The sequence below is a fragment of the Pedobacter agri PB92 genome, from assembly GCF_000258495.1.
Lineage (GTDB): Bacteria > Bacteroidota > Bacteroidia > Sphingobacteriales > Sphingobacteriaceae > Pedobacter > Pedobacter agri.
On the sequence record NZ_AJLG01000081.1, the window covers coordinates 1 to 22,307 of the forward strand.

At 39.3% G+C, this 22,307-nt stretch carries 15 protein-coding genes; 5 read left to right on the forward strand and 10 right to left on the reverse strand.

The features are described 5' to 3' along the window. The 8 genes from ON09_RS13025 to truA form a co-directional block, all read right to left on the reverse strand. Positions 1-284 (reverse strand): isoaspartyl peptidase/L-asparaginase (locus ON09_RS13025; RefSeq protein ID WP_010601507.1); only part of this gene is annotated, 284 nt, incomplete at its 3' end. Between the two features lie 6 nt (positions 285-290). Further along, complete coding sequence (locus ON09_RS13030) at positions 291-1,382, reverse strand: cyanophycinase (RefSeq protein ID WP_051010212.1); 1,092 nt, start codon at positions 1,380-1,382, stop codon at positions 291-293. Between the two features lie 122 nt (positions 1,383-1,504). Continuing rightward, a complete protein-coding gene (locus ON09_RS13035; RefSeq protein WP_029204323.1) occupies positions 1,505-2,896 on the reverse strand; it encodes a RagB/SusD family nutrient uptake outer membrane protein in 1,392 nt (463 codons plus the stop codon). 11 nt (positions 2,897-2,907) lie between these two features. Beyond that, positions 2,908-6,309, reverse strand: a complete 3,402-nt coding sequence (locus ON09_RS13040; RefSeq protein ID WP_238533669.1) for a SusC/RagA family TonB-linked outer membrane protein — start codon at positions 6,307-6,309, stop codon at positions 2,908-2,910. Positions 6,310-6,377: 68 nt separating this feature from the next. Beyond that, entirely contained in the window at positions 6,378-7,550 is a 1,173-nt protein-coding gene (locus tag ON09_RS13045; RefSeq protein ID WP_010601511.1) for a FecR family protein, read from the reverse strand. Positions 7,551-7,617: 67 nt separating this feature from the next. Continuing rightward, positions 7,618-8,232 (reverse strand): RNA polymerase sigma factor, encoded by a 615-nt coding sequence (locus tag ON09_RS13050; protein ID WP_010601512.1) that lies wholly within the window; start codon positions 8,230-8,232, stop codon positions 7,618-7,620. Between the two features lie 37 nt (positions 8,233-8,269). Then, the gene (locus ON09_RS13055) at positions 8,270-10,042 is read right to left on the reverse strand and encodes an ABC transporter ATP-binding protein (protein ID WP_010601513.1); all 1,773 of its coding nucleotides are present in this window, start codon (positions 10,040-10,042) and stop codon (positions 8,270-8,272) included. A gap of 111 nt (positions 10,043-10,153) precedes the next feature. Then, positions 10,154-10,906, reverse strand: coding sequence for a tRNA pseudouridine(38-40) synthase TruA (truA, locus tag ON09_RS13060; protein ID WP_010601514.1), 753 nt, complete (start codon positions 10,904-10,906; stop codon positions 10,154-10,156). An 85-nt stretch (positions 10,907-10,991) separates the two neighbouring features. Between truA and ON09_RS13065 the strand changes: the two genes are divergently transcribed. The 5 genes from ON09_RS13065 to ON09_RS13085 all read left to right on the forward strand — a co-directional run bounded on the left by ON09_RS13065 (position 10,992) and on the right by ON09_RS13085 (position 18,720). After that, a complete protein-coding gene (locus ON09_RS13065) occupies positions 10,992-11,447 on the forward strand; it encodes a DUF4293 domain-containing protein (RefSeq protein ID WP_010601515.1) in 456 nt (151 codons plus the stop codon). A 390-nt stretch (positions 11,448-11,837) separates the two neighbouring features. Beyond that, positions 11,838-13,739 carry a DEAD/DEAH box helicase gene (locus ON09_RS13070; RefSeq protein WP_010601516.1) on the forward strand — a complete coding sequence of 634 codons (1,902 nt, stop codon included), beginning with the start codon at positions 11,838-11,840 and terminating at the stop codon, positions 13,737-13,739. Between the two features lie 314 nt (positions 13,740-14,053). After that, positions 14,054-15,898, forward strand: coding sequence for an alpha-L-fucosidase (locus ON09_RS13075; protein WP_010601517.1), 1,845 nt, complete (start codon positions 14,054-14,056; stop codon positions 15,896-15,898). 69 nt (positions 15,899-15,967) lie between these two features. Continuing rightward, positions 15,968-17,554, forward strand: a complete 1,587-nt coding sequence (bshC, locus tag ON09_RS13080) for a bacillithiol biosynthesis cysteine-adding enzyme BshC (RefSeq protein ID WP_010601518.1) — start codon at positions 15,968-15,970, stop codon at positions 17,552-17,554. A gap of 80 nt (positions 17,555-17,634) precedes the next feature. Next, on the forward strand, positions 17,635-18,720 hold the full coding sequence (locus tag ON09_RS13085) for an Ldh family oxidoreductase (RefSeq protein WP_010601519.1): 1,086 nt from the start codon (positions 17,635-17,637) through the stop codon (positions 18,718-18,720). Between the two features lie 86 nt (positions 18,721-18,806). Here the strand turns inward: ON09_RS13085 and ON09_RS13090 are convergent, their stop codons facing one another. Together ON09_RS13090 and ON09_RS13095 are read right to left on the reverse strand one after the other, a co-directional pair. Then, positions 18,807-21,482 carry a glycoside hydrolase family 3 protein gene (locus ON09_RS13090; RefSeq protein WP_010601520.1) on the reverse strand — a complete coding sequence of 892 codons (2,676 nt, stop codon included), beginning with the start codon at positions 21,480-21,482 and terminating at the stop codon, positions 18,807-18,809. Positions 21,483-21,495: 13 nt separating this feature from the next. Beyond that, positions 21,496-22,307, reverse strand: an 812-nt coding sequence (locus ON09_RS13095) for an alpha-L-fucosidase (protein WP_010601521.1), incomplete at its 5' end; no start/stop codon positions are given.

Consider the following 22,307-nt stretch of genomic DNA (forward strand, 5'->3'; position numbering starts at 1 on the left):
ACAGCACCTTTACCCGCATTAAAATGGGGATCATTTTCCAAAACATGAATGGTGGCTTCCACCGCATCTAAGCTGGATTTCCCGGATTTGATCTGGGCGTAACCGGCCTGCAAAGCCTGTGTTAAAGCCGCTACATAAGCAGCCTCTTTTTCAGGCGTCATGTTTTTCTTTAAAATGGTTCCGGCACCGCCGTGAATTACCATTACATATTTTTTCTGCTGTGCCGAAACATTCAATGTAAGTACACTGAATAATACTACCGCAAATAATTTTAATGCTCTCATTTTTATCTATTGATCTTTTTTATTTAACGCTCCGTTATCAATCCACCACCAATACCATTTTCCACCTGTAGCTTCATTAGCCTTAAAGTTAGCAACATTAAAGTTTCCGCCACCATTAACCGAGGCCGTAATTTCATAAACTGCCAATGCTTTTTCACCGTTGTTCCAGATTGCTTTTTTAAAAGCTTCCATTTGCTCGGGCTGTTTACCTGCATCAGAAGAAATGAAATAGGCATAACTGTAAGGTCTGGTCACCGAATAATCTCCAAAAACTTTGGCCATTCCATCTTTATCAATACAAACAGCAGTACGTTCATCAGCTGCGATACATTTAGCCGGGGTTTTCCAATCCTTATTGATCCTACCTAGAAACACAGCAGATCTTCCATCGCGATCGCGGGTTAAATAATGCTGATCAGTAATTACATTTTGCAAATACGGTGCTTTCAAAAAGTCGTTATTGTAGAGTGTAATATTGGCATCATAAGTATTGGCTAAAGCTTGTGCAGAGGTAACGCCACCAGTTTCTCCGCTGTAATAAAATCCACCTAAAATGGCACAACCAGCGCTTGTTCCGCCAACGGGCGCTTTTTTATCATTTAACAAATAATTTAATGCCTGTTCGGTTTTAGTTCCTTTCCAATTTCGCATGTAATCAGATTGATCGCCACCGGCGATGAAAACCATTTCTGCGTTCCTAATGATGTAAGCCACCGTATCATTGTTCGCCAATGCTTTGGTATTGATCAGCAAAGTTTCTACAGAATTTACGCTACCCAATCCGTTAATGTACGGGTTGTAAGCATCCGTTCCGGTGGCACGTAATACGACAACATCACCTCCTCCACTTCTTTCAATCATCCATTTAAAAGCCGCATCCACATCAGCACCGCCACCCATTAAAACCATTCCACCGTTTGTAGGCTTCACCACATTAGAAGTATCGCCAACAACGCCTATAGAAGCTGGCCGGCGTTTAGCATTTGGTGTTGCCGTACCGCCGCCTGTTGAGGGAGGATTTGGCGTATCGATGTTTTTGCTGCAGCCCATCACGGAAAAGCAGTAAACCATTGAAAGAAAAAGAAAAAATTGTTTCATTTTTAAAATTTAACAGGCTAATTCGTTATCACCCAAAGCTTGCCGAAAGCAAACAAAAATATCTATTTGCGTATCGACAAGCTCAACATGACAAGGCACAGGAATAATTATTTATAATTAGCCTAGTAATTAGGGTTTTGAACGGTTTGTTTATTTACAGAAATTTCTGCGGCAGGAATTGGAAATGCATACTGCGCCTGAGTAATTGGCAAAGTTATCGCTCCAGAGGCATTTGCAGCATCAGCAGCTAATCTTACCACAGGTAAACTTCTTCTTTTTAAATCAAAAAAACGATGACCTTCGAAAGCCAGTTCTTTATAACGCTCTTCTAAAATAGCCGCAATTAAAGTTGGCTTATCAGCGAAAGTAGCATTTACATAACCATTGATTCGGGCATTACGTAAAGCGTTCAAATCTCCTGCTGCATCGCCAGTAGATTCTGCTTCAGCTTCTGCTTTAATCAGATACATTTCTCCGGTTCGGAATAATTTAATATCAGTTAAACCTGGAGCTGTTGAAGTACCTCCAACATATTTATTTACCAAATATTGAGATCTGGTTCCTGTTCTTGTTGCATCAAATCTGATGTATGCCGGATAGCGTAAATCGTTCACTTTATCAAAAGTGTTGATCAATTTAAAAGCTGGCGCATATAAAACAATTCCCCCAGTTTGGCGGAAAAAGAAATCGCCTAAACGTGAATCTGTTGTACCAACACGTTTTGCTTTCCAGATGACTTCGCTATCATTTGCATCCGTCCAGATGCCTGGAAACTGTGCTTTTGTAGCCAGTGGAAAAGCTGCAATCGCCTCGTTCGCATAAGTGATGGCTTCGCTCCAGTTTTTCTCATACAAAGCCAATCTGGCCTGAATGGCTGAAACAGCCGCTTTGGTAATCCGGGTTTTATCTGTAAAAGTGGTCGGAATTAACGGTTTTGCAGCCACTAAATCTGCTTTTGCATTGGCCACAACCACTTCGAAATTATCTCTTGCAGGATAAATAATTGCTGAGGCTTTCATATAAGGAACGCCCAGTGCACCTGTTTGATAAGAAGATGCGTAGTTACGCAAAAGTTCAAAATGAAAGTAAGCCCGTAGCGCCAACAATTCTCCACGATAACGAGAAGCGGTAGTGGCATCGGCTCCTGTTAACGTTAGTGCATCTAAACCTGCCAAGGTTCTGTTGATGCGATCGATGGCCACATAGAAAGTATAATACTGAGAAGTAACAGAGCCACTTCCGGCATTATATAACCATCTGAAAGCATCGCTATTGCCAACCGTATTTTCTGTTGGGAAGGTTGCTTCATCTGAAACCGTAGAGACTACACCGATGGTGCCGCCATCTAAAAGTGCATAAGCACCCAAAACGCCTAAATTGATATCACTGATGTTTCTGTAGGCCTTATCAGGGGATATGGTATCTGTTGGGACTAAATCCAACTTTGCACAAGACGATGTTAAAACTAACAACGAAAATATAAGTACGTATTTTTGATATATTTTATTAATCATTGCTGTAAATATTAAAAGTTAACGTTTAAGCCTGCTGTGTACGTTCTGGTATTTGGATATTGAAAACGACCGTAAACTGCATTATTTTCAGGATCTAAACCTCTCCATTTTGTCCAGGTTAATAAATTCTGACCTTGAACGAAGATTTTAACCCCCTTAATGAATTTAGTTTTTTCCAGTAAGCTTTTTGGTAAAGCATAACCAATGTTTACATTTCTCAATCTTAAGAACGAAGCATCCTGAATATCTTTTGAAGTAAAGTTTCGTGGAAGATCGAATTTTTGTAAGATGGCATCATTTCCTGTATCACCTGGTACCTGCCATCTATTGTCTAACATCCTCACCGATTGGTTACTCGTCGCATACCGTTGGTTTTCGTTATAAAAATCTTCGTTATTCCAACGCATTACATTAGATACGAATGAAAATAATGCAGATGCAGTAATGCCTTTGTAACTTAATGAAGTATTAAAACCTCCTGTAAAGGTCGGATATAAACTTCCCGAATTGGTGTTACTTTGCGTATTTACGTTGTATGCTGTAGTAATCGATCCATCCAGGTTATAATATTGAGGTTCTCCGGTTTGCGGATTAACACCTGCCCAATCCGGAGCATAATAAGTTCCGTATGGCAACCCAACTTTCAAAATCCTGGTGTCACCATCAGGATATGAATCCACTAAATCGGTAACATGCAGGATTTTGTTTTTGTTGTAACCAGCGTTAACACCAATTGTCCAGATGAAATCCTGGTTTTTAATCACATCTCCGCTCACCTCAAATTCTACCCCTCTGTTCCTCATTACACCAGCACTTAAATTCAATTCACTGAAACCCGACGTTGCTGAAAGTGGTTGATTAATGAACATATTGGTGGTTTTTCTATTGTAGTAATCAACTGTTACACGCAATCTGTTTTTCAACATGGCTAAATCAAAACCCGTGTTAAATTCTTTTACATATTCCCAGTCGAATGCATCGTTACCTGGCGTAGTTGCCCTTAATGCTGCTGCACCGCCGTAAGAGGTGTTTACTGCGTAAGTTGGTAAATACAAGAAATCGCCACCGAAAGGACTCGCCGTGATACCGTAACTTGCTCTTAAACGTAAATCATTAATTAATTCATTATTCTTTAAGAACTCTTCTCCTTTAACATTCCAGTTTGCACCAAATGAATAGAAACCATGCCATTTATTTTCTGGCGCCACTCTGGTCGATCCATCGTAACGGTAGCTTCCCGTCAAGGTATATTTATCATCATAAGTATATCTCGCTACACCCATGATTGATGCTAAAGCATTTTTAGTTTTGCCACCAGTAGTACTTGGTAAAAATGTTGCACTACCATTTGTTGCACCTGCTGGTGTTTCTGGTAAACGACCATCAATACCGTAAGCACTGAAACCAAATGAGTTGTAATTGTTGTAAACGTACTCATAGAAAGCAGAAGCTTCAAAATCATGAACTTCGTTGAATTTCTTAGCGTAAGTTAAACCAGTTGTTGAAATAATGTTGAAGTTTCTTCTGCTTGCATCCGTTAAACGACCTTTTCCACCCAAGGTGTTTGCAACACTTCTTGATCCATAATATGAATCAGGATTAACAAATTGCTGATCGGTAGATTGACGGTAATCGATACCTGCCCTGGTTGTAATCTTCAATTCTGGCAAAATCTGATAAGCAAAATTGGTGCTGATGATTGATTTAAACTGTTCTGTTTTATCTGATGAATTTAGCAAACGTTCTAAAGCCTGACTACCTTCACGCTGATCTAAAATAAAATATTGAGATCTGTTTCCTGGGTGTACCAATGTACCATCAGATGCATAAGGATTTTCGTAAGGCAAAGCATAATAAACAGAGGCCATTGCTGTTCCTGCTCCAGTTCCACCCTCGCCTTCAGTAAAGCTGGATTGCGAATAACCGATGGATACATTTGTGCTTCCACTAAATTTACCATCATTAAAATCCAGGTTACTTCTTAAAGAGTAGCGGTCCAATCCAGTACGTTTTGCTACACCTTCCTGGCTATAATAATTTAATGAGTTATAAAAGCGTAGTTTCTCGTTTCCACCGCTGATGCTTACTTGCTGTTCCTGGAATTTACCACGTTGGAAGAAAATATCTCTCCAATCGGTATTAATTTGTTTTAAACTGTCAATGATATAATCCGCACGGGCACGAGATGCTGCCGTTCCTGCAGCATAGGTTGGGTTTTTTGGAGAATATGTCCAGCCTGGACCAATGTTACGGCCGAAACTTGCACCTATTTCCTCTTCGAACTGTAAGCGTTGCGAAGTGTTCATCATTTCGAAATTTGGTCTGCTTAAGTTAGAGAAACCATATTGCGAAGTATAATTAACAGCAACTTTACCGGCTTTTCCTTTTTTGGTTGTGAGCACGATTACCCCGTTCGATCCTCTTGATCCATATAATGCTTTTGCTGATGCATCTTTTAAAACCGTCGCAGATTCAATATCTTCTGGATTGATGGTTTGAAAATATCCGGCTTCAATTGGCACACCATCTAAAACAAATAATGGTGTAGATGAACCATTTACGCTACCAATACCACGGATCACTACCGAGGCACTTTGGCCTGGCTGACCAGAAGTAGAAATAACACTCATACCCGGAACGCGACCCTGTAAAATTTGATCCACTGTTAATCCCGGAACGGTATTAATTTTTTCAGCGCTAACTAAAGAACTGGCCGCGGCAGATTGCGTTTTGGTGTAATTGGTATAACCTGTAACCACCACGTCGCTTAATGTTCCGGCAGATGGTGTTAGCTTCAACGATCCCAATTGTGCTTTTGCAGTTACTTCCCTATCGGTATAACCGATATAAGAAATAACTAAAGTTGCGTTTTCATCTACATTTCTGATGATGAAATTTCCATTAGCATCTGTTACAGAGATTGCAGACTGCCCTTTAACACGTACTGAAGCGCCCGGCATTGGGTTTCCGTTTTCATCAACAATTTTACCTGTTACATCAATGGCTTTTGCAGCCTCATTGCGATTTGCTTTTGGGAAAATTAAGATGGTGTTCTCTTTAATCTCCCAACCAAAAGGCTGTGATTTTAAGGCTTGGGTCAACACATCATTCAGCTCAGCGTTTTTCAAGTCGATGGTTACTGGTTTCGATTGTTGCTGAACCAAATCACTATCATACAAGAAGAAATAGCCGGTTTGGCGTTTGATTTCCTTTAAAACACGTACCAATGGCACATTTTTTTGGCTAATATTGATGCGTTGAGAAAATGCAGCAGCACTTACCTGAATGCATAAAACAGTCATTAGAAAAATAAAAATTTTCATAGCCCTAATAAATTGTTGGTTTAAGTAATTTGTAGTAAAGCCCATTGGTTTTTCGGCCATGGGTTGACTACCTTGAGTGTAAAGATTCATACATTCAGTTGGGTTTAAGGTGGTTAATTGATTAGTTATTGTTTGGTGGCGGTTAAGCCGATTATTCTTTATTTATGATCAGCGATTACTTTTAACTGCCGACCTTCTATAAGTTCAAATTTGATATTGCCTGTTTTTTCCAGCATTTTTAACACTTCAGATAATTTCGATTTTCTGGGTACCATACCATTGTACCTTTTGTTTGGAACCGTAGAATAGTCGATTTTGATATTATACCACCTTTCGAGTTGATTCAAAATAATCTTTAAATCAGAATCATTAAACTGGAAAAGGCCATTTTTCCAGGCAGTTTCGTCGTTTATATCTACATCAGTTGATACATTGATTGTTGAGTTTTTTGCTAAGCCGGCAATGGCTTGTTCACCTGGCTTCAAAATTTTAGAAGATTTCAAATTACTGACTTTCACCTGGCCTTCCAGTAATGTGGTTTTAATGGTATGATCATCCATGTAACCATTGATATTGAAGTGGGTACCTAATACCACCACATGTTGATTTTGAGTCTCCACCTCAAATGGTTTTGCCTTGTTTTTTGCCACTTCGAAATAGGCTTCTCCAGTAAGGGTAACCGAGCGTTGTTTACCCGAAAATACTTCAGGATATTTTAATGATGATGCTGCGTTTAACCACACTTTTGTGCCGTCAGGCAATATAACCTGGTACTGCCCGCCTTTCGGCGTGCTTATGGTATTGTATGCCGTAGTATTTAATGAATCTTGGCTACCTGCAACAGTATAAACCAGTAGACCATCTTTGGTTTTTGAAATTTTAACGCCATGCCTATCACTGATGTTTTCAGGCGTTTCATCGTCCAATACAATTTTTGTTCCGTTGGCTAATGTTAAAGTGGCTTTATCAGTACCTGGCAAAATATCAAGATTTTCAATTTTTGCTGAGGGTAACGTTGCCGTAGTAAACGATTTCCTATTTAATAAAAAATACCAACCAGTCGATAATGTGATCAATAGTGCGGCAGCCGCTGCATATTTATAGAAAGGTATACTTCGAGGTTTCTGCTGAGAAGCAATATTGGCCTGAATAGATTTGAAAGTCTGTAATTCAAGATTACTGATTTCATCTGTCTCCCCGATTTTATCCGCTCCCTCCCCCAAAAAATTATAATATTCCTCTATGAAACGTATTTCTTCGGCGCTTGCATGGCCAGCAACATAACGCTTAATAATATCTTGTAGATCTTTTTGAGGAAAAAACTTACCCATAGTTCTGGCATTTATATATACATGTACCAGAAACTTAAAAATATCCCAAAATTATTTTAATTTTTTTTCAAAGATTTAATTTCGATGGATAAATTATTTCAAGAATGAGAGGCAAAATGCAGCAACAAGCAAAAAAAAGGTGGGTCAAGCGAAATTTTAAAGCATGCGTCGCCGTGGTTAACTGATTTTGAACCGTTTTTTGAGAAATATTAAGCTTTACGGAAATTCTCGCTGTTGATAAACCTTCAAAATAATGCATTAAAAAAATCTTTCGGCGTTTTTCGGGCAGTGCTTTAATAAATAATTCAATTAAAAGCTTTGCTTCTCGATCTAATAGTGCACCATCTGCATCAAGCGGAGAGATTAATTGATTTTCAAAAGATGTAGCGAAATAGTTGTTTTTTGGCGTTCTGGCAATGTGTTTCAACACTTGAAAACGAACAGCCGTATGCAAATAAGCGACTGGTTTTTCTAAATCAAGCTCCGTTCTCCTGTTCCAGAGATCGGTAAAAACGTTTTGAATAACGTCCTGACATTTCTCTTTTTCAGGCAAACGCTTGTAAGCCGCGTTGTAAAGTTCTACCCAATAAAGTTTATAAATTTCACCAAATGCGGCCTCATCTCCTTGCTTTAATAAGTCAAAAAGTATTTTATCGTGCTCACTATTTCTCGAGGCGTTCAATGATCAGGTTTGTTAGGAAAACCAAACATAATCATTTTTAAGAACTTTTTGCTATTCCTCCTGATGAGAACTGAAGATCGTAAAGCTTTTTGTAATAACCATTTAGCTTCAGCAATTGTTGGTGGGTTCCTTTTTCTTTAATTTCCCCTTTATCTAATACTATGATCTGATTTGCCTTTTGAATGGTAGATAAGCGGTGTGCAATCACAATTGAAGTTCGTCCATCCATTAAATTATCAATGGCCTTTTGAATTAACAATTCGGTTTCAGTATCAACAGATGAAGTTGCCTCATCTAAAACCAAAATGGCAGGGTTGTGCACCAGGGCACGAATAAAAGATATGAGCTGTGCTTGTCCGGCAGAAAGCGTAGCACCTCTTTCCATCACATTGTATTGATAACCTCCAGGCAAACGTTCGATAAATTCGTGTGCACCAACTTTTTTAGCTGCATTTACCACTTCCTCAATTGTAATTTCAGGATTATTTAAAGTGATGTTATTTAAAATGGTATCTGAAAAAAGAAAAACATCTTGCAGCACGGTAGCAATATTGCTCCGCAAATAGTCGAGGTCAAAATCTTCGATACGAATTCCATCCACTGTAATTTCACCTTTTTTCACTTCATAAAAGCGATTCAAAATATTAATGGTTGACGACTTTCCGGCACCGGTTGCACCAACCAACGCCACTGTTTCTCCTGCTTTAACATCGAAAGACAAGTCTTTCAACACGTAATTTTCATCGTTGTAGGCAAACCAGACATCTTGAAATTTAATGTTTCCATCAAGTTTGGCTGGTTTTTCCGTTCCGGTATTCACCGTAACCTCATCCGTATCTAATACTTTAAATACCCGTTCTGCACCAACCATACCCATTTGCAGGGTGTTAAATTTATCCGCCAGCTGGCGGATTGGCGTAAAAACCATCCCTAAATACATGATGAATTGTGTAATGGTTCCGGGTGTAACATCCAGCGGTTTCTCCAGAATACTTTTTGCACCGTACCACACCAGCAAACCTAACGACATGGCAGAAATTAATTCAACAACAGGAAAAAATATGGAATAATACCAGTTAGAACGGATGTTCGCATCGCGGTAGCGTTTATTAATGGCGTAAAACTTTTTGTATTCCTGTCTTTCTCTTGCGAAATACTGAACGATAGAAACACCTGTGATATGCTCCTGCAAAAAGGTGTTGAGGTTAGAAACTTCATTTCTGATTTCCTGAAAGGCAACTTTAATGGCTTTCTGAAACTTCCGTGTTGCGATAATTAACAACGGAATTGGCAAAAGCACCACTAAACTCAGCTCCCAATCGGTGTAGAGCATTACGCCCACGATTACTACCACCTGCAGCGAATCGCCAATCATCGAAATTAATCCTTCAGAAAAAATATCAGCTATGGTTTCTAAATCAGAAACGGTGCGGGTGATTAATTGGCCAATTGGGGTTTTATCAAAATACTTTAAACGTAAACTGGTAATATGGTTAAAAACTTTGATTCTTAAATCGCGGATTACCGATTGCCCAAGTGTGTTGGTTAAAAGCGTATGGTTATATTGAATCAGCGTTTGCAAGATCAACATAAAAATCATCAGCATGGTCATCTTTACCAAACCTGAATAATTACCCAGTAAAATATAATGATCAAGCGTATATTTAATAAGGAAAGGACGAACCGGAGAAATTGCAGCAAGCAGAATGGTCAGAATAACCGACCATACAAAAACAGCACGGTAAGGCTTCACATATTGAAAAATACGTTTTAGCAATCCTGTGTTGTATACTTCGCCTGTTACTGCCATTTTTAAGGGTTATAAGTTATAGGTTTGAAAGTGTTTTCTAAAAAGGTTTAATAAATATTTTTCATGTTTTATCTCGAATGGTAAATGAAACTGCCAACTCATTACTTCAAACTACCTTAAATACGGATATTCTACTTTCACTAAATACAAACCACAGGCAGGTACCGATTGTCCGGCTTTGCTTCGGTTTTTACTTTCAATTACTGCTTTAAATTCTTCCAGGTTGATTTCATATTTCCCTACCCTGACCAAGGTACCCATAACTGCCCTCACCATGTTACGTAAAAAACGATCGGCTTCAATGGTAAACACCAAACCTCCATCAGTTTCTTCAAAAACAGCTTTTACAATTTTACAATTATTGGTAAAAGTTTGGGTATTTGATTTACTGAAACAAGAAAAATCGGTGTAATCCAGCAACAACGCCGCCGCCTGATTCATTAAATTTAAGTCGAGCTTGTCTTTAACCAGCCATGACCGGTTTAATTTAAAAGGATCTTTTTCGAAATGAAGGTAATATTTGTAAGCTCTTGCAGTGGCATCAAATCGGGCATGCGCTTCTTCGTGAACTGGAATAATTCTTTTTGCGGCGATTTGATAGGGTAACATTGCGTTAATTCCTGCAACAGCTTGCAACACTTTTGACTCTTCCAGATTTTCTACGTCGAAATGCGCATAAAATTCAGTAGCATGAACACCAGCATCCGTACGGCCACAACCTAACGTTTCAATCGGCTGTCGATAAAAAGTAGACATCGCTTTATCCAACAACTCCTGAACGGTAATGGCATTGGGTTGAATTTGCCAGCCGTGATATTGGCTGCCATCGTATGCAATTTGTATGAAATACCTTTTTTTATTCAAAACGATGCAAAAATACTTTTTCCTTTTATTAGATAAGCCTGTAAAATGGAATTAAATATATATTTGTACACTTTATTAACTTAACATGATACAAAGAATACAAACGATCTGGCTTTTACTGGCAACAATTGTTTTAATTTTAATGTTGTTTTTACCAATTGCAACCAACCTCGGCGTTCAGGAATCAACAGTTTATATAAAAGGAATACAGCAATCTTACAGCGGCGATGGTTTACTGGTAAAAACGAATATCCCAATATTATCCACCGCTATACTCATCACACTAATTTGCTTCATTAATATCTTTAATTTTAAAAGAAGAAGCCTACAAAAGAAGATAATTATTTTTACCATCGTTGCAATTATAGGCTTTGCTGTTTGGTGTAGCATCTACCTTAAACAACTTCCGGGTGGCATCGAAGGTGCCTCTTTCGGCGTTGGAGCTTATCTACCTGCGGTTGCAATCTTATTTTTAGTGCTGGCGATTTTCGGTATTAATAATGATGAAAGGTTAATCCGCTCTGCAGAAAGGTTGCGTTAATATTTATACAATTTTGCCTTTTAAACCCGGTTGTAACGGAAACACTTTTATCAGTTATCCATAACGTCATGCTGAGGACCGAGGCATCTGCAACTGAATGAAAGAGATGCTTCGTCCTCAGTATGACAGCAACAATTCAAAAGATTGCAGTGTAAAGCAGGCCTATTTTACAGCACAGCGTACATGTTATGCTTTTCAAAACGAAATGTTTATAGAAGATTTTAAGAAGCATTTTTAAACTTGCACATCATCCACTTTTCATCTTCTTTTTTGTATCATTTGTTTCTTCCTTATTTTCAAATATTTAGCCCAAGAAACTATTTCCTTAACTATCAGTAAAATACGGATTATTAACCGTACCTTTGCGGCTCAATTAAAAATAAAAGACGAATGACAAACCCATTTCAATTATTGGGGATAAGTGATGACGTCGTTAATGCCGTAAAAGAGCTTGGATTTGAAACTCCAACGCCTATTCAGGAGCAAAGTATTCCTGTACTGTTAGAAGGCACTAATGATTTTGTTGGTTTGGCCCAAACAGGAACAGGAAAAACAGCCGCATTTGGTTTGCCGCTGTTAGAACTAATCGATTTTAAAGTTAATAAACCACAGGCATTAATTTTATGCCCTACCCGTGAGTTATGCTTGCAGATCGCTAACGACCTTAAAAACTTTTCTAAAAACATTGCTAATGCCCACGTTGTTGCCGTTTACGGTGGCGCGAACATTATGCAACAACTACGTGAAATACGCCAAGGCGTTCAAATCGTAGTGGCCACGCCCGGCCGTATGTTGGATATCATTGGCCGTAAAGCCATTGATTTTTCAAATGTTAAATATGTGGTGCTTGATGAAGCAGACGAGATGTTAAACATGGGTTTCCAGGATGACATCAACGATATTTTATCAACTACTCCTGATGAACAAAAAACCTGGTTATTCTCGGCTACCATGCCGGCAGAAGTTCGCCGTATTGCTAAAAAATACATGCATGAGCCTGTTGAATTAACCATGGGCACAAAAAACACAGGTAACGTTAACATCGAACACGAATATTATATTGTTCGTGCCCGTGATAAATACGCTGCCTTAAAACGTATTGTAGATTTCAACCCTGAAATTTTTGCAGTAGTATTTTGTAAAACCAAATTGGATACACAAGATGTTGCCGAGCATTTAATTAAAGATGGTTACAATGCTGATGCTTTACACGGCGATTTATCGCAACAACAACGTGATAAGGTAATGCAACGTTTCCGTGAGCGTAACATGCAATTGTTAATTGCTACTGATGTTGCTGCCCGTGGTATTGATGTAAACAACGTTACTCACGTAATCAACTATTCTTTACCTGATGAAATTGAAAGTTATACTCACCGTTCTGGCCGTACTGGTCGTGCCGGTAAAACAGGTATTTCAATCTGTATCATCAACTCTAAAGAATTAGGAAAAATCCGCCAGTTGGAGCGTATTATTGGTAAACAATTTACCAAAGCTGAACTTCCTACAGGATTTGATGTTTGTGAGAAACAATTATTTTCATTGGTACATAAAGTACATAATGTAGAAGTTAACAACGAACAAATCGATCAGTACATTCCTCGTATTATGGATGAATTTGCTGACTTAACTAAAGAAGATGTAATCAAACGTTTCGCTTCATTAGAGTTCAACCGTTTCTTAGACTACTATTCTAAAGCACCTGATTTAAATGCAGCTGTTGGCGATGACCGTGGTGAAAGAGGTGAGCGTGGTGAAAGACGCGGACGTGGTAGCGAAGGTTACACCCGTTTATTTATCAACTTAGGTTCGGTAGATGAGTTTACCCGTGGCGACATGTTATCATTTATCTGTAACAACGGAAAAATTGCTGGCAAAAGCGTTGGTAAAATTGATTTAAAAGGTGTTTTCTCTTTCTTTGAAGTAGAAGATGATGTAGCTGATAAAGTTTTCGAAGGATTTAAATCTGTAGAATTCAATGGCCGTCAGGTTCGTATTGAAAAAAGCGGAGATGGTGGACGTGATGGTGGTGAAAGACGCGGTGGCGGAGAAAGACGTAGCGGTGGTTTCGGCGGTGAACGCAGAGGCGGCGGTGGCGGTGGTTTCCGTGGCGGCGACAGAAGATCATCTGGTGGTAGCGGAAGACGTGAAGGCGGTAGTCGTGAAGGTGGAAACGCTGGTGGTGGTTTCAGAGATTTCTCTGGACGCAGCCGTGATGAAAAAGGCGGAAGCGGACGTAGAGAAGGTGGTAGCAGAGAAGGTGGAAGTGGCGAACGCAGAAAAAAATGGTAAATCACTAAAACCAAATATTTTACAACCGGTCTTGTTTATTCAAGGCCGGTTTTTTTTTGCTTAAATTCTTCTCAACTAAAAAATATTAACACAACATTTAAGCTGCGCAAATCAATGTAAGTCGGGCTATTTGTTATACATTATTTTTTACTGTTACTCTGAGCCGTCGAGTGCAGCAAAAAAATATGCCACTCCTATCCTGTTTAATTGGTTTCTGGTGCTACAACTATTAAAGGTTTCATGCCAAAGCGCTAAAAATATCTTCATTTTTTTCAGCCAAAGCGCTATATTTAATCGTCATCTAAAAAAATTAAATGAGCATTTTAAATCGGCTGTTAACTTTTATTTTGTTAATTAGCATACAAGCCAGGGCACAAAATAATAGTCCAAAACCACAAAAAATGCAGTGGTTTGCTGATGCCAAACTGGGCATTTTCATTCATTGGGGTATTTATTCTGTAAATGGGATTTCAGAATCGTGGTCATTTTTTAATAACTACATCAACCACGACGCCTACATGAAACAATCAGCTGGATTTGGTGCCGAAAATTATCGTCCGCAGGAATGGGTAAATTTAATCAAAGGAAGCGGTGCTAAATATGCGGTGATTACTACCAAACATCATGATGGTGTTGCGCTTTGGGACAGTAAGGCCTCAAAAGCAACCACAACCTTAAATCACAGTGCGGCAAGAACAGATTTAATTACGCCATTTGTTAGCGAACTTAAAAAATCAGGATTGAAAACAGGGCTTTATTTTTCACTTCCCGACTGGAGTTATCCAGACTATGATATTTTTACCCGGGAGCGAAAACGTTACGACATTAACAAGGAACCTAAACGGTGGGATACATTTGTAAGCTACTATCATGCACAACTTAAGGAACTTTCCTCAAAGTATAATCCTGATTTGCTTTGGTTCGATGGCGACTGGGAGCATACACCGGAAGAATGGCAAAGCAATAAAGTTCATAGTATACTAAAAGCTAAAAATCCGAATATCATCATCAATGCAAGATTAGATCAACATGGTGATTACGAAACCCCAGAACAAGGTGTGCCGACCGTAAGGCCGCAAGGCAAGTATTGGGAACTTTGCTACACTATGAATGATTCGTGGGGCTATCAACCATACGACAGCCATTACAAATCATCAAACATGATCATCAGAACACTGGTAGATTGTATCAGTATGGGTGGCAATTTGTTGTTGGACATCGGCCCAAAAGCGGATGGAACCATCGCACCGGAGCAAGTTAAAATTTTGAAAGATTTAGGGCGCTGGACTAAAAAACACAGCGAAGCTATTTACGAAACACAAGCCGGAATTCCAGAGGGACATGTAAATGCAAAAACAGCATTATCAAAAGATAAAACACAACTCTACATTTATCTTGATTTCAAAACCACGAAAGGCATCTTGCTTAAAGGCATCAAATCAACAATAAAAAAGGTTGAAGTTGTGGGCAGCAAATCTGAAGTAAAATCGACAAAGGTTAACGATACGGATTATATTTTTGATCTTCAGGAAAATGACTTTGATCATGATGTCACTGTGCTAAAAGTTTCCTTCAACAAAGAAATTTTGTTCTCAGAGAAAATGGAGCAACCACTTTCTTTACAGGCATTATTTGAAGTTACGCATGCCATGGATTTTTCTAACTTAAATTTGCGAACCCTCGCCGGTGATATCAATAGTGGAATAAATATTTTCGGTAACACAAATCTTGCAGCAGATGGTTTAGCTTTTAAATCGGAAGTGAAAAATGCAAAAAACAGTATAAATGCCTGGGTAGTTAAAAATGCAGAAGCTTTATACAAAACTACCGCAGGAATTCCTGCTGGTCATTATATCGGCAATACGGCGCTATCTGCAGACAAGCAAACCTTGTATCTTTTTGTAGAGGGCACACCAACCGGACCAATTGCTATCAAAGGGCTAAAAAACAAGATCAGCAGAATAAGAGTTGTTGGCGAAGGTACAATGCTCACCCATGAGGTTTACAATAAACTGTACTGGAGTGAAGTTCCCGGAATCGTTTATATCGATATTCCTAAAGATAAATTGGATAAAGAGTTAACCGTTATCGCAGTGCTATTAGACAGACCGATTGATTTATACAGGGAGAAAGTGGGTGCAGTGGAAAGCAATCTATAATTATTTAACAATTGTAAAATAGTAATTCAGCATGATGAATATTCTTAATTTGCAGTACTTTCGCTAATTATGCAGGCAAAATATATCTCCTATCAGGAAACCGGTTCATTTTCGAAACTGGTTTTGGATTATATCAATAACGAAGAAGCCCTTAAGGCTTTTTACAGTTATCGCCCTGATATGGAAGGCTTGGCCGAAGCCATTGAAAAACGGAATTTCTTGGGTGACAGAAACATCCTGGTTGAGGTGCTTAAAAAGCAATATCAGCACATCCAAACCAATAAATCAGTAACCAAAAACATAGAGCTTTTAGCATCAGACAATACGTTTACCGTGACTACTGGTCACCAGCTTAACCTTTTTACCGGACCGCTTTATTTTATTTACAAAATTGTAACCGCCATCAATTTAGCTATTGAATTGAAGATGGCACATCCGGATAAAAATTTTGTGCCGGTATATTGGATGGCCACCGAAGATCATGATTTTGATGAAATCAATCATGTAAGCGTTGATGAAAAAAACATCAGCTGGATACAAACTACAAATGGTGCGACAGGCAGATTGAGTACCAAAACTGTTGCCGCAGCAGTTACCGCTTATAAAGGCTATTTAGGCATCTCCAAAAATGGAAAACACATTGCTAAACTGGTAGAGAAAGCTTACCTCGAACATGATAATTTAGCGGATGCCACCAGATATTTAGTAAATAAACTTTTCGAGAAATATGGCCTGGTGATCGTAAATGCTGATGAACCGGCATTAAAAAAACTATTTGCTCCTATCATCACCGCCGACATTGTTGAACACAATAGTTCAAGAAATATTGAAGAAAGTTCAAATAAGCTGGAAGAGATAGGGTTTAAGGCTCAGGTAAATGGTCGTGATATCAACTTTTTCTATTTGAAGAATGATTTGAGGGAACGTTTGGTTTTTGAAAATGGAAAGTATTTGGTTAACCATACTGATATCAGTTTCACTGAAGATGAATTGAAAGCTGAGATTGGATCAAATCCAGAAAGGTTTAGTCCGAATGTGGTGATGCGCCCCATGTACCAGGAAGTGATTTTACCAAACATTTCCTACATTGGCGGAGGTGCCGAAGTGGCTTATTGGATGCAATTGAAAGCAAATTTCGATTTCTATAAAGTTGATTTCCCGGTATTGTTGTTGCGAAATTCAGCTTTGCTGATTGATAAACGCAGTGCGGAAAATTTATATCATCTGGGTTTTTCGCTGGAGGATGTTTTTCTGTCCACCGAAGAATTAAAAAATCTTTGGGTAAGGAAAAACTCAACCGCTCAATTAAGTTTAGCCGACGAAACCAGGGCAATCAACAGCATTTTCGATCAGATTAAGTTAAATGCCTATAAGATTGATAAAACCCTTTCTGTTTCTACCGATACGGCAAAACAAAAAACCAACCGTTTAATTGAGAATTTAGAAAAGAAATTATTCAGAGCTGAAAAGCGCAAGCATGAAACCGCTTTGATGCAAATAGAAAATGTAAAAAGGCGACTTTTCCCGAATGGAACCATGCAAGAAAGAACCATGAACCTCGCCCCCATGTATGTGAACTATGGGGAAGATTTTCTTTCTTCCTGCATCGAAAATTTTGAACCTTTGGGTGGCGATTTTACTTTGCTTTTGCCGTAGACAAACCGTCATTGCGAGGTACGAAGCAATCTGATTATGAGATTGCTTCGTACCTCGCAATGACGACAAATAAATATACAATGAACTTCATCACTTTTACCGAATCACACCTCCGTAACTTTACCTACAACGTTTTTAAGAAAATGGGCTGCTCTGATGAACATGCTACACTCGCTACAGATGTATTGGTTCGTTCTGATTTGCGTGGGATAGATTCGCATGGCGTTGCCCGGTTGAGTGGCTATGTTAGGTTATGGGAAAAGAACAGGATTAATGCAAAGCCAAACATTAAAATCGTTCATGAAACCCCTACCACAGCAACCATTGATGGTGACGCTGGTTTAGGATTAGTTGTGGCGCCATTCGCCATGAAAGTAGCGATCGAAAAAGCCGAAAAATATGGCAGTGGCTGGGTTTCTGTTAAAAATTCAAACCATTTTGGTATTGCAGGTTACCATGCTTTGATGGCCGTTGAAAAAGATATGATTGGCATCAGCATGACTAATGCGAGTCCGCTGGTTGCCCCTACCTATGCGAATGAACGTTTGTTGGGTACAAATCCAATGTGTTATGCTTTTCCGGCAGGTAAATACCCCCCGGTAATTGTAGACATGGCTACATCAGCTGCTGCAAATGGAAAATTAGAGATTGCACAGAGAGCAAACAAACCCGTTCCTGATGGTTGGGTTCAGGATAAAAATGGAGAGAGTTCAATTGATCCAAACGAGTTGAAGAACGGCGGCTCACTTTTACCACTGGGAAGTGATAAGGATCATGGCAGCCATAAAGGTTATGGATTAAGTGCAACAGTTGATATTTTATCAGCTGTGCTTTCCGGAGCAAATTACGGACCTTGGGTCCCACCCTTTGTAGCCTTTTTAGAGCCCTCAGCAAATCCGGTTGGCGAAGGCTTGGGGCATTTCTTAGGTGCCATGCGTGTTGATGGTTTCCGCCCAGCTGAAGATTTCAAAAACCACCTCGATAACTGGGTAGAACGTTTTAAAAATGCTCAAACCATTGATCCTAATAAAAAAGTAATTATTCCCGGTGAACCTGAGCATGAGTTTGAGCAGGAAAGAAAAGTGAGCGGAATTCCATTAATTGATGTAGTGGTAAATGATTTGAATGAATTGGCCTTAAAGTTGGGCATTCAAGGCCTCAGTTAACCATAAAAAAGCCGCGAGTGTAACCAGCACTCACGGCGATAACTAACTAAGTACATATGGTTAACCTACCATAAAGAGGCAAAATCTTATTGAACCCGAAGCGTTTCCTTAAGGATTAACGCTTTACTGGAAGCGCCAATCATAATTCTAAAGTCGCCTGGTTCCACAATAGCTTTCATATTTGCATTGAGCATTTTTAACATATCTGGTGTGATTTCAAAACTAATTTCTTTTGTTTCGCCTGGTTTAAGAAAGATGCGTTTAAATCCTTTTAGTTCTAAAACAGGTCTTGCAACTGTTGCCAGCATATCTCTGATGTATAGCTGAGCAACTTCTTCTCCGGCCAAAGCACCAGTATTTTTTAGTTTAAATGTAGCAGTGATTTTCTCATCCGCTTTAATTTCCTTTTTACTTAAAATCAAATCACTGTATTCAAATCTGGTATAGCTTAATCCATAACCAAAAGGGAATAATGGTTCGCCACTCAAATTATTGTAGTCATCTCCCCTTCCGGTGGGCTTGTGGTTATAAACTAGCGGCAGCTGAGATTCGTGAATGGGATAAGTAATTGGTAATCTTCCGCCAGGATTATAGTCTCCGAAAAGCGTTTCCGCTATGGCGTTGCCACCTTCTTCGCCAGGATACCAGACATTTACGATAGCCGAAACCTGATCCATCCAGTTGCTCATGGTAATGGCACTTCCTCCTACCAATAGAACCACCACTGGTTTGCCAGTTTTGGCCACTTCAGTGATTAGTCTTTCCTGGTTTCCCGGAAGACTGAGCATGGCACGGTCCTGGAATTCTCCTTCTTTAATTCCGGCAGCAATAACCACAGCATCCGCCTGTTTTGCCAGCGCAACAGCTTCCGTTAATTCCTGTTCCTGGCGATCTTCAACATCTAAATTGGAAATTAATTTGATATAAGCATTGCCCTTTGTTTCCTGAAATTCTACTCTAATAGTGTATTCTCTGCCTTTTTCGAATTTGTAAGGAATCAACCGGGTATGGTATGATGTTTTTTCCCATTGATCGATAGCCAGTTGATCATTGATGAATAAGCGGAATCCATCATTTCCTTCCAGCCCAATTTTGAATTCTCCTGTTTTCGGAGCCATCAATTTACCTGTCCAGCGGGCAGAATATTGATCTTTTGATAACTTCCGATCCGGCGCATAGAGTGTCCACATGAAGTTGATTTGTTCATCAATTCTGATGAGATCGGGCTTGCCAGATAATGTTAAATTATTAAAATATTCCCCCTTTAGCCCACTGGAAGTATCTATTTTCAAATAAGCTTTTGGAATGGGCTTATACAATTGTGGATCGCGGCTACTGCCTTTTGCATAACTTACTTTTATCGTAGCGCCTGCTCTTTTTTTAATTCCATCTAGCATGTTCACTTTTCCATTGCCTGAACCACTGTAACCACCAAGACGAGCTTCAATGGCATCTTCGCCCAACACAAGAATATTTTTGACGTTTTTAAATGGCAAAATGGCTTCGTTATTTTTGAGTAATACGAAAGATTTTTGAGCCGCTTGTTTGGCGATGATTTTATGGCTTTTATCTGTAACTGCCTTTTGTGCATCCTTTTCTGATACATAAGGATTTTCGAATAAACCCAGTTCAAACTTTGCCCGCAGTACTCTGGAAACTGCATCATCTATGCGTTGTTTCGAAATGGAACCATCTAAAAAAGGTGGAATAAATAATTTGTAATGATCAAATTCTGTTTGAAAGATCACATCTAGTCCGCCTTCCATTGCCTGAATGGTTGATTGCGAATATCCGCTTGCAGTATGGTGCAACACACTTGCTCCTCCAACAGCGCCTGCATCAGAAATTACAAAACCTTTAAAACCCCATTCGTTTTTCAATTTTTGGGTAAGCAACTGATAATTGGTAGTTGCAGGGGTTCCATCGAGGGAGTTGTAGGCTGTCATTAACGACCGGCTTTTACCTTGTTTAATGGTAGCCTCGAATGGCGGAAAGTAAATTTCTTCCATCAACCTGGCGTTATAATGTATCGGATAACTATCCCGGCCACCATCGCCAACATTGGCGATAAAATGTTTGGGTGTGGTTACGATATTTTGTTTTTCAAACGCACTGACAAAGGCAAGTCCCATTTGCGAAGAAAGAAAAGGATCTTCGCCATAAGTTTCTTCGGTTCTGCCCCATCTCACATCTGAAGCAATATTGACCACAGGAGTCAAAATATCCCTTATCCCTCTTAATTTGGTTTCCCGGGCAATAGCATTGGCAACGTTAGCCATGCTTGTTGTATCAAAACTTGCAGCCAAACCAATTGCCTGCGGAAAAGCAGTAGCGCCTTGTCTCACTAAGCCGTGAAGGGCTTCATCAAAAGCAATAATTGGAATGCCTAAACGGGTTTCATTGATAAAATATTTTTGTATGGCATTGATTTTTTTAGCAAGCGTAAAGGCATTTTCAGTGGTATTGTAGCTTAACATTTGGTTGGCTCCGCCACCACCTTGTGCCACGGCACTTACCTGCAAACCAAATATTCCGTTTTGATACCGCTTTTTATCTACGCCATCCAAATCTCCAGGAATCATAAACAACTGCCAGAATTTTTCCTCTGGTGTCATTCTGGCCAGTAAATCTTTTACCCGATCATCAATACTTGCCTTTGCGTCTTTGTAAATTAATTTTGTTTTTTGCTGAGCGGATGCAGAAAGACCTCCAAGAACGAAAAGACTAAATCCAACAGAAAGGATGATGTTTTTTATTTTCATTTTAACTGGGATATTATGGAGCCGTAAATTCGAAAGCTAAGGCCGCGGTTTGTTCAATCTTTGGAAGTGAAACAATAATTTCACCATTCACATTTTGCCACTTTATCTTTTTTCCCGTTGATAAAAGCCTTATATCGCTTCCTTTTTTAGGTGTGTTACCTTTCCATTTTAAGTTTGCTGGAACAGATTCATTAGGTTTTAAACAATAGATGGCGAAGATTTTCTTGGCATCCTTACTTTGTGTAAACCAGGTTTGTCCATCATTATAATGTTTTGTAATCCGGGTACCGTAAATGGCCTTTCCATTTTTTGAAGTCCATTTTCCTATTTCATTGAGTTGGTGCGTAACTTGTTCTGGCAAGGTTCCATCTGGTTTCGGACCAACACCGAGTAATAAACTTCCTCCCTTGGCTACAATCTCCACCAGCTTGTGCACTACTTCGGTTGATGATTTATATTGATCATTGGGAACAAAACCCCAGGCTCCGCCTAATGTCATGCAACTTTCCCAGGGATAATCCAATTGCTTTTCTGGAATTCTTTGCTCGGGTGTTTGGTAATTCTCGTAAGGTCCGTGAACGGTACGATCAACCATCAATAAACCTGGCTGTGATTTTCTGGCCATTGCAGCAATCTTCGGCATATCGATATCCTGGCTCCATTTCGGAATATTGGCGCCCCATGACAGCACTTCTTCGTTTACCGTTTCCAACGGACGAACCCATCCACCATCGAGCCATAAGATATCTACACTTCCGTAGTTGTTCATCAGTTCGCTGATCTGGTTGTAAGTAAAATCCTTGAATTTGTTCCAGCGCCATGGAT

Coding starts and splice junctions, on each gene's coding strand:
- ON09_RS13030 (WP_051010212.1), bottom strand. CDS start 1,382: ATGAAACAATTTTTTCTTTTTCTTTCAATGGTTTACTGCTTTTCCGTG.
- ON09_RS13035 (WP_029204323.1), bottom strand. CDS start 2,896: ATGATTAATAAAATATATCAAAAATACGTACTTATATTTTCGTTGTTA.
- ON09_RS13040 (WP_238533669.1), bottom strand. CDS start 6,309: ATGAATCTTTACACTCAAGGTAGTCAACCCATGGCCGAAAAACCAATG.
- ON09_RS13045 (WP_010601511.1), bottom strand. CDS start 7,550: ATGGGTAAGTTTTTTCCTCAAAAAGATCTACAAGATATTATTAAGCGT.
- ON09_RS13055 (WP_010601513.1), bottom strand. CDS start 10,042: ATGGCAGTAACAGGCGAAGTATACAACACAGGATTGCTAAAACGTATT.
- ON09_RS13065 (WP_010601515.1), top strand. CDS start 10,992: ATGATACAAAGAATACAAACGATCTGGCTTTTACTGGCAACAATTGTT.
- ON09_RS13070 (WP_010601516.1), top strand. CDS start 11,838: ATGACAAACCCATTTCAATTATTGGGGATAAGTGATGACGTCGTTAAT.
- ON09_RS13075 (WP_010601517.1), top strand. CDS start 14,054: ATGAGCATTTTAAATCGGCTGTTAACTTTTATTTTGTTAATTAGCATA.
- bshC (WP_010601518.1), top strand. CDS start 15,968: ATGCAGGCAAAATATATCTCCTATCAGGAAACCGGTTCATTTTCGAAA.
- ON09_RS13085 (WP_010601519.1), top strand. CDS start 17,635: ATGAACTTCATCACTTTTACCGAATCACACCTCCGTAACTTTACCTAC.
- ON09_RS13090 (WP_010601520.1), bottom strand. CDS start 21,482: ATGAAAATAAAAAACATCATCCTTTCTGTTGGATTTAGTCTTTTCGTT.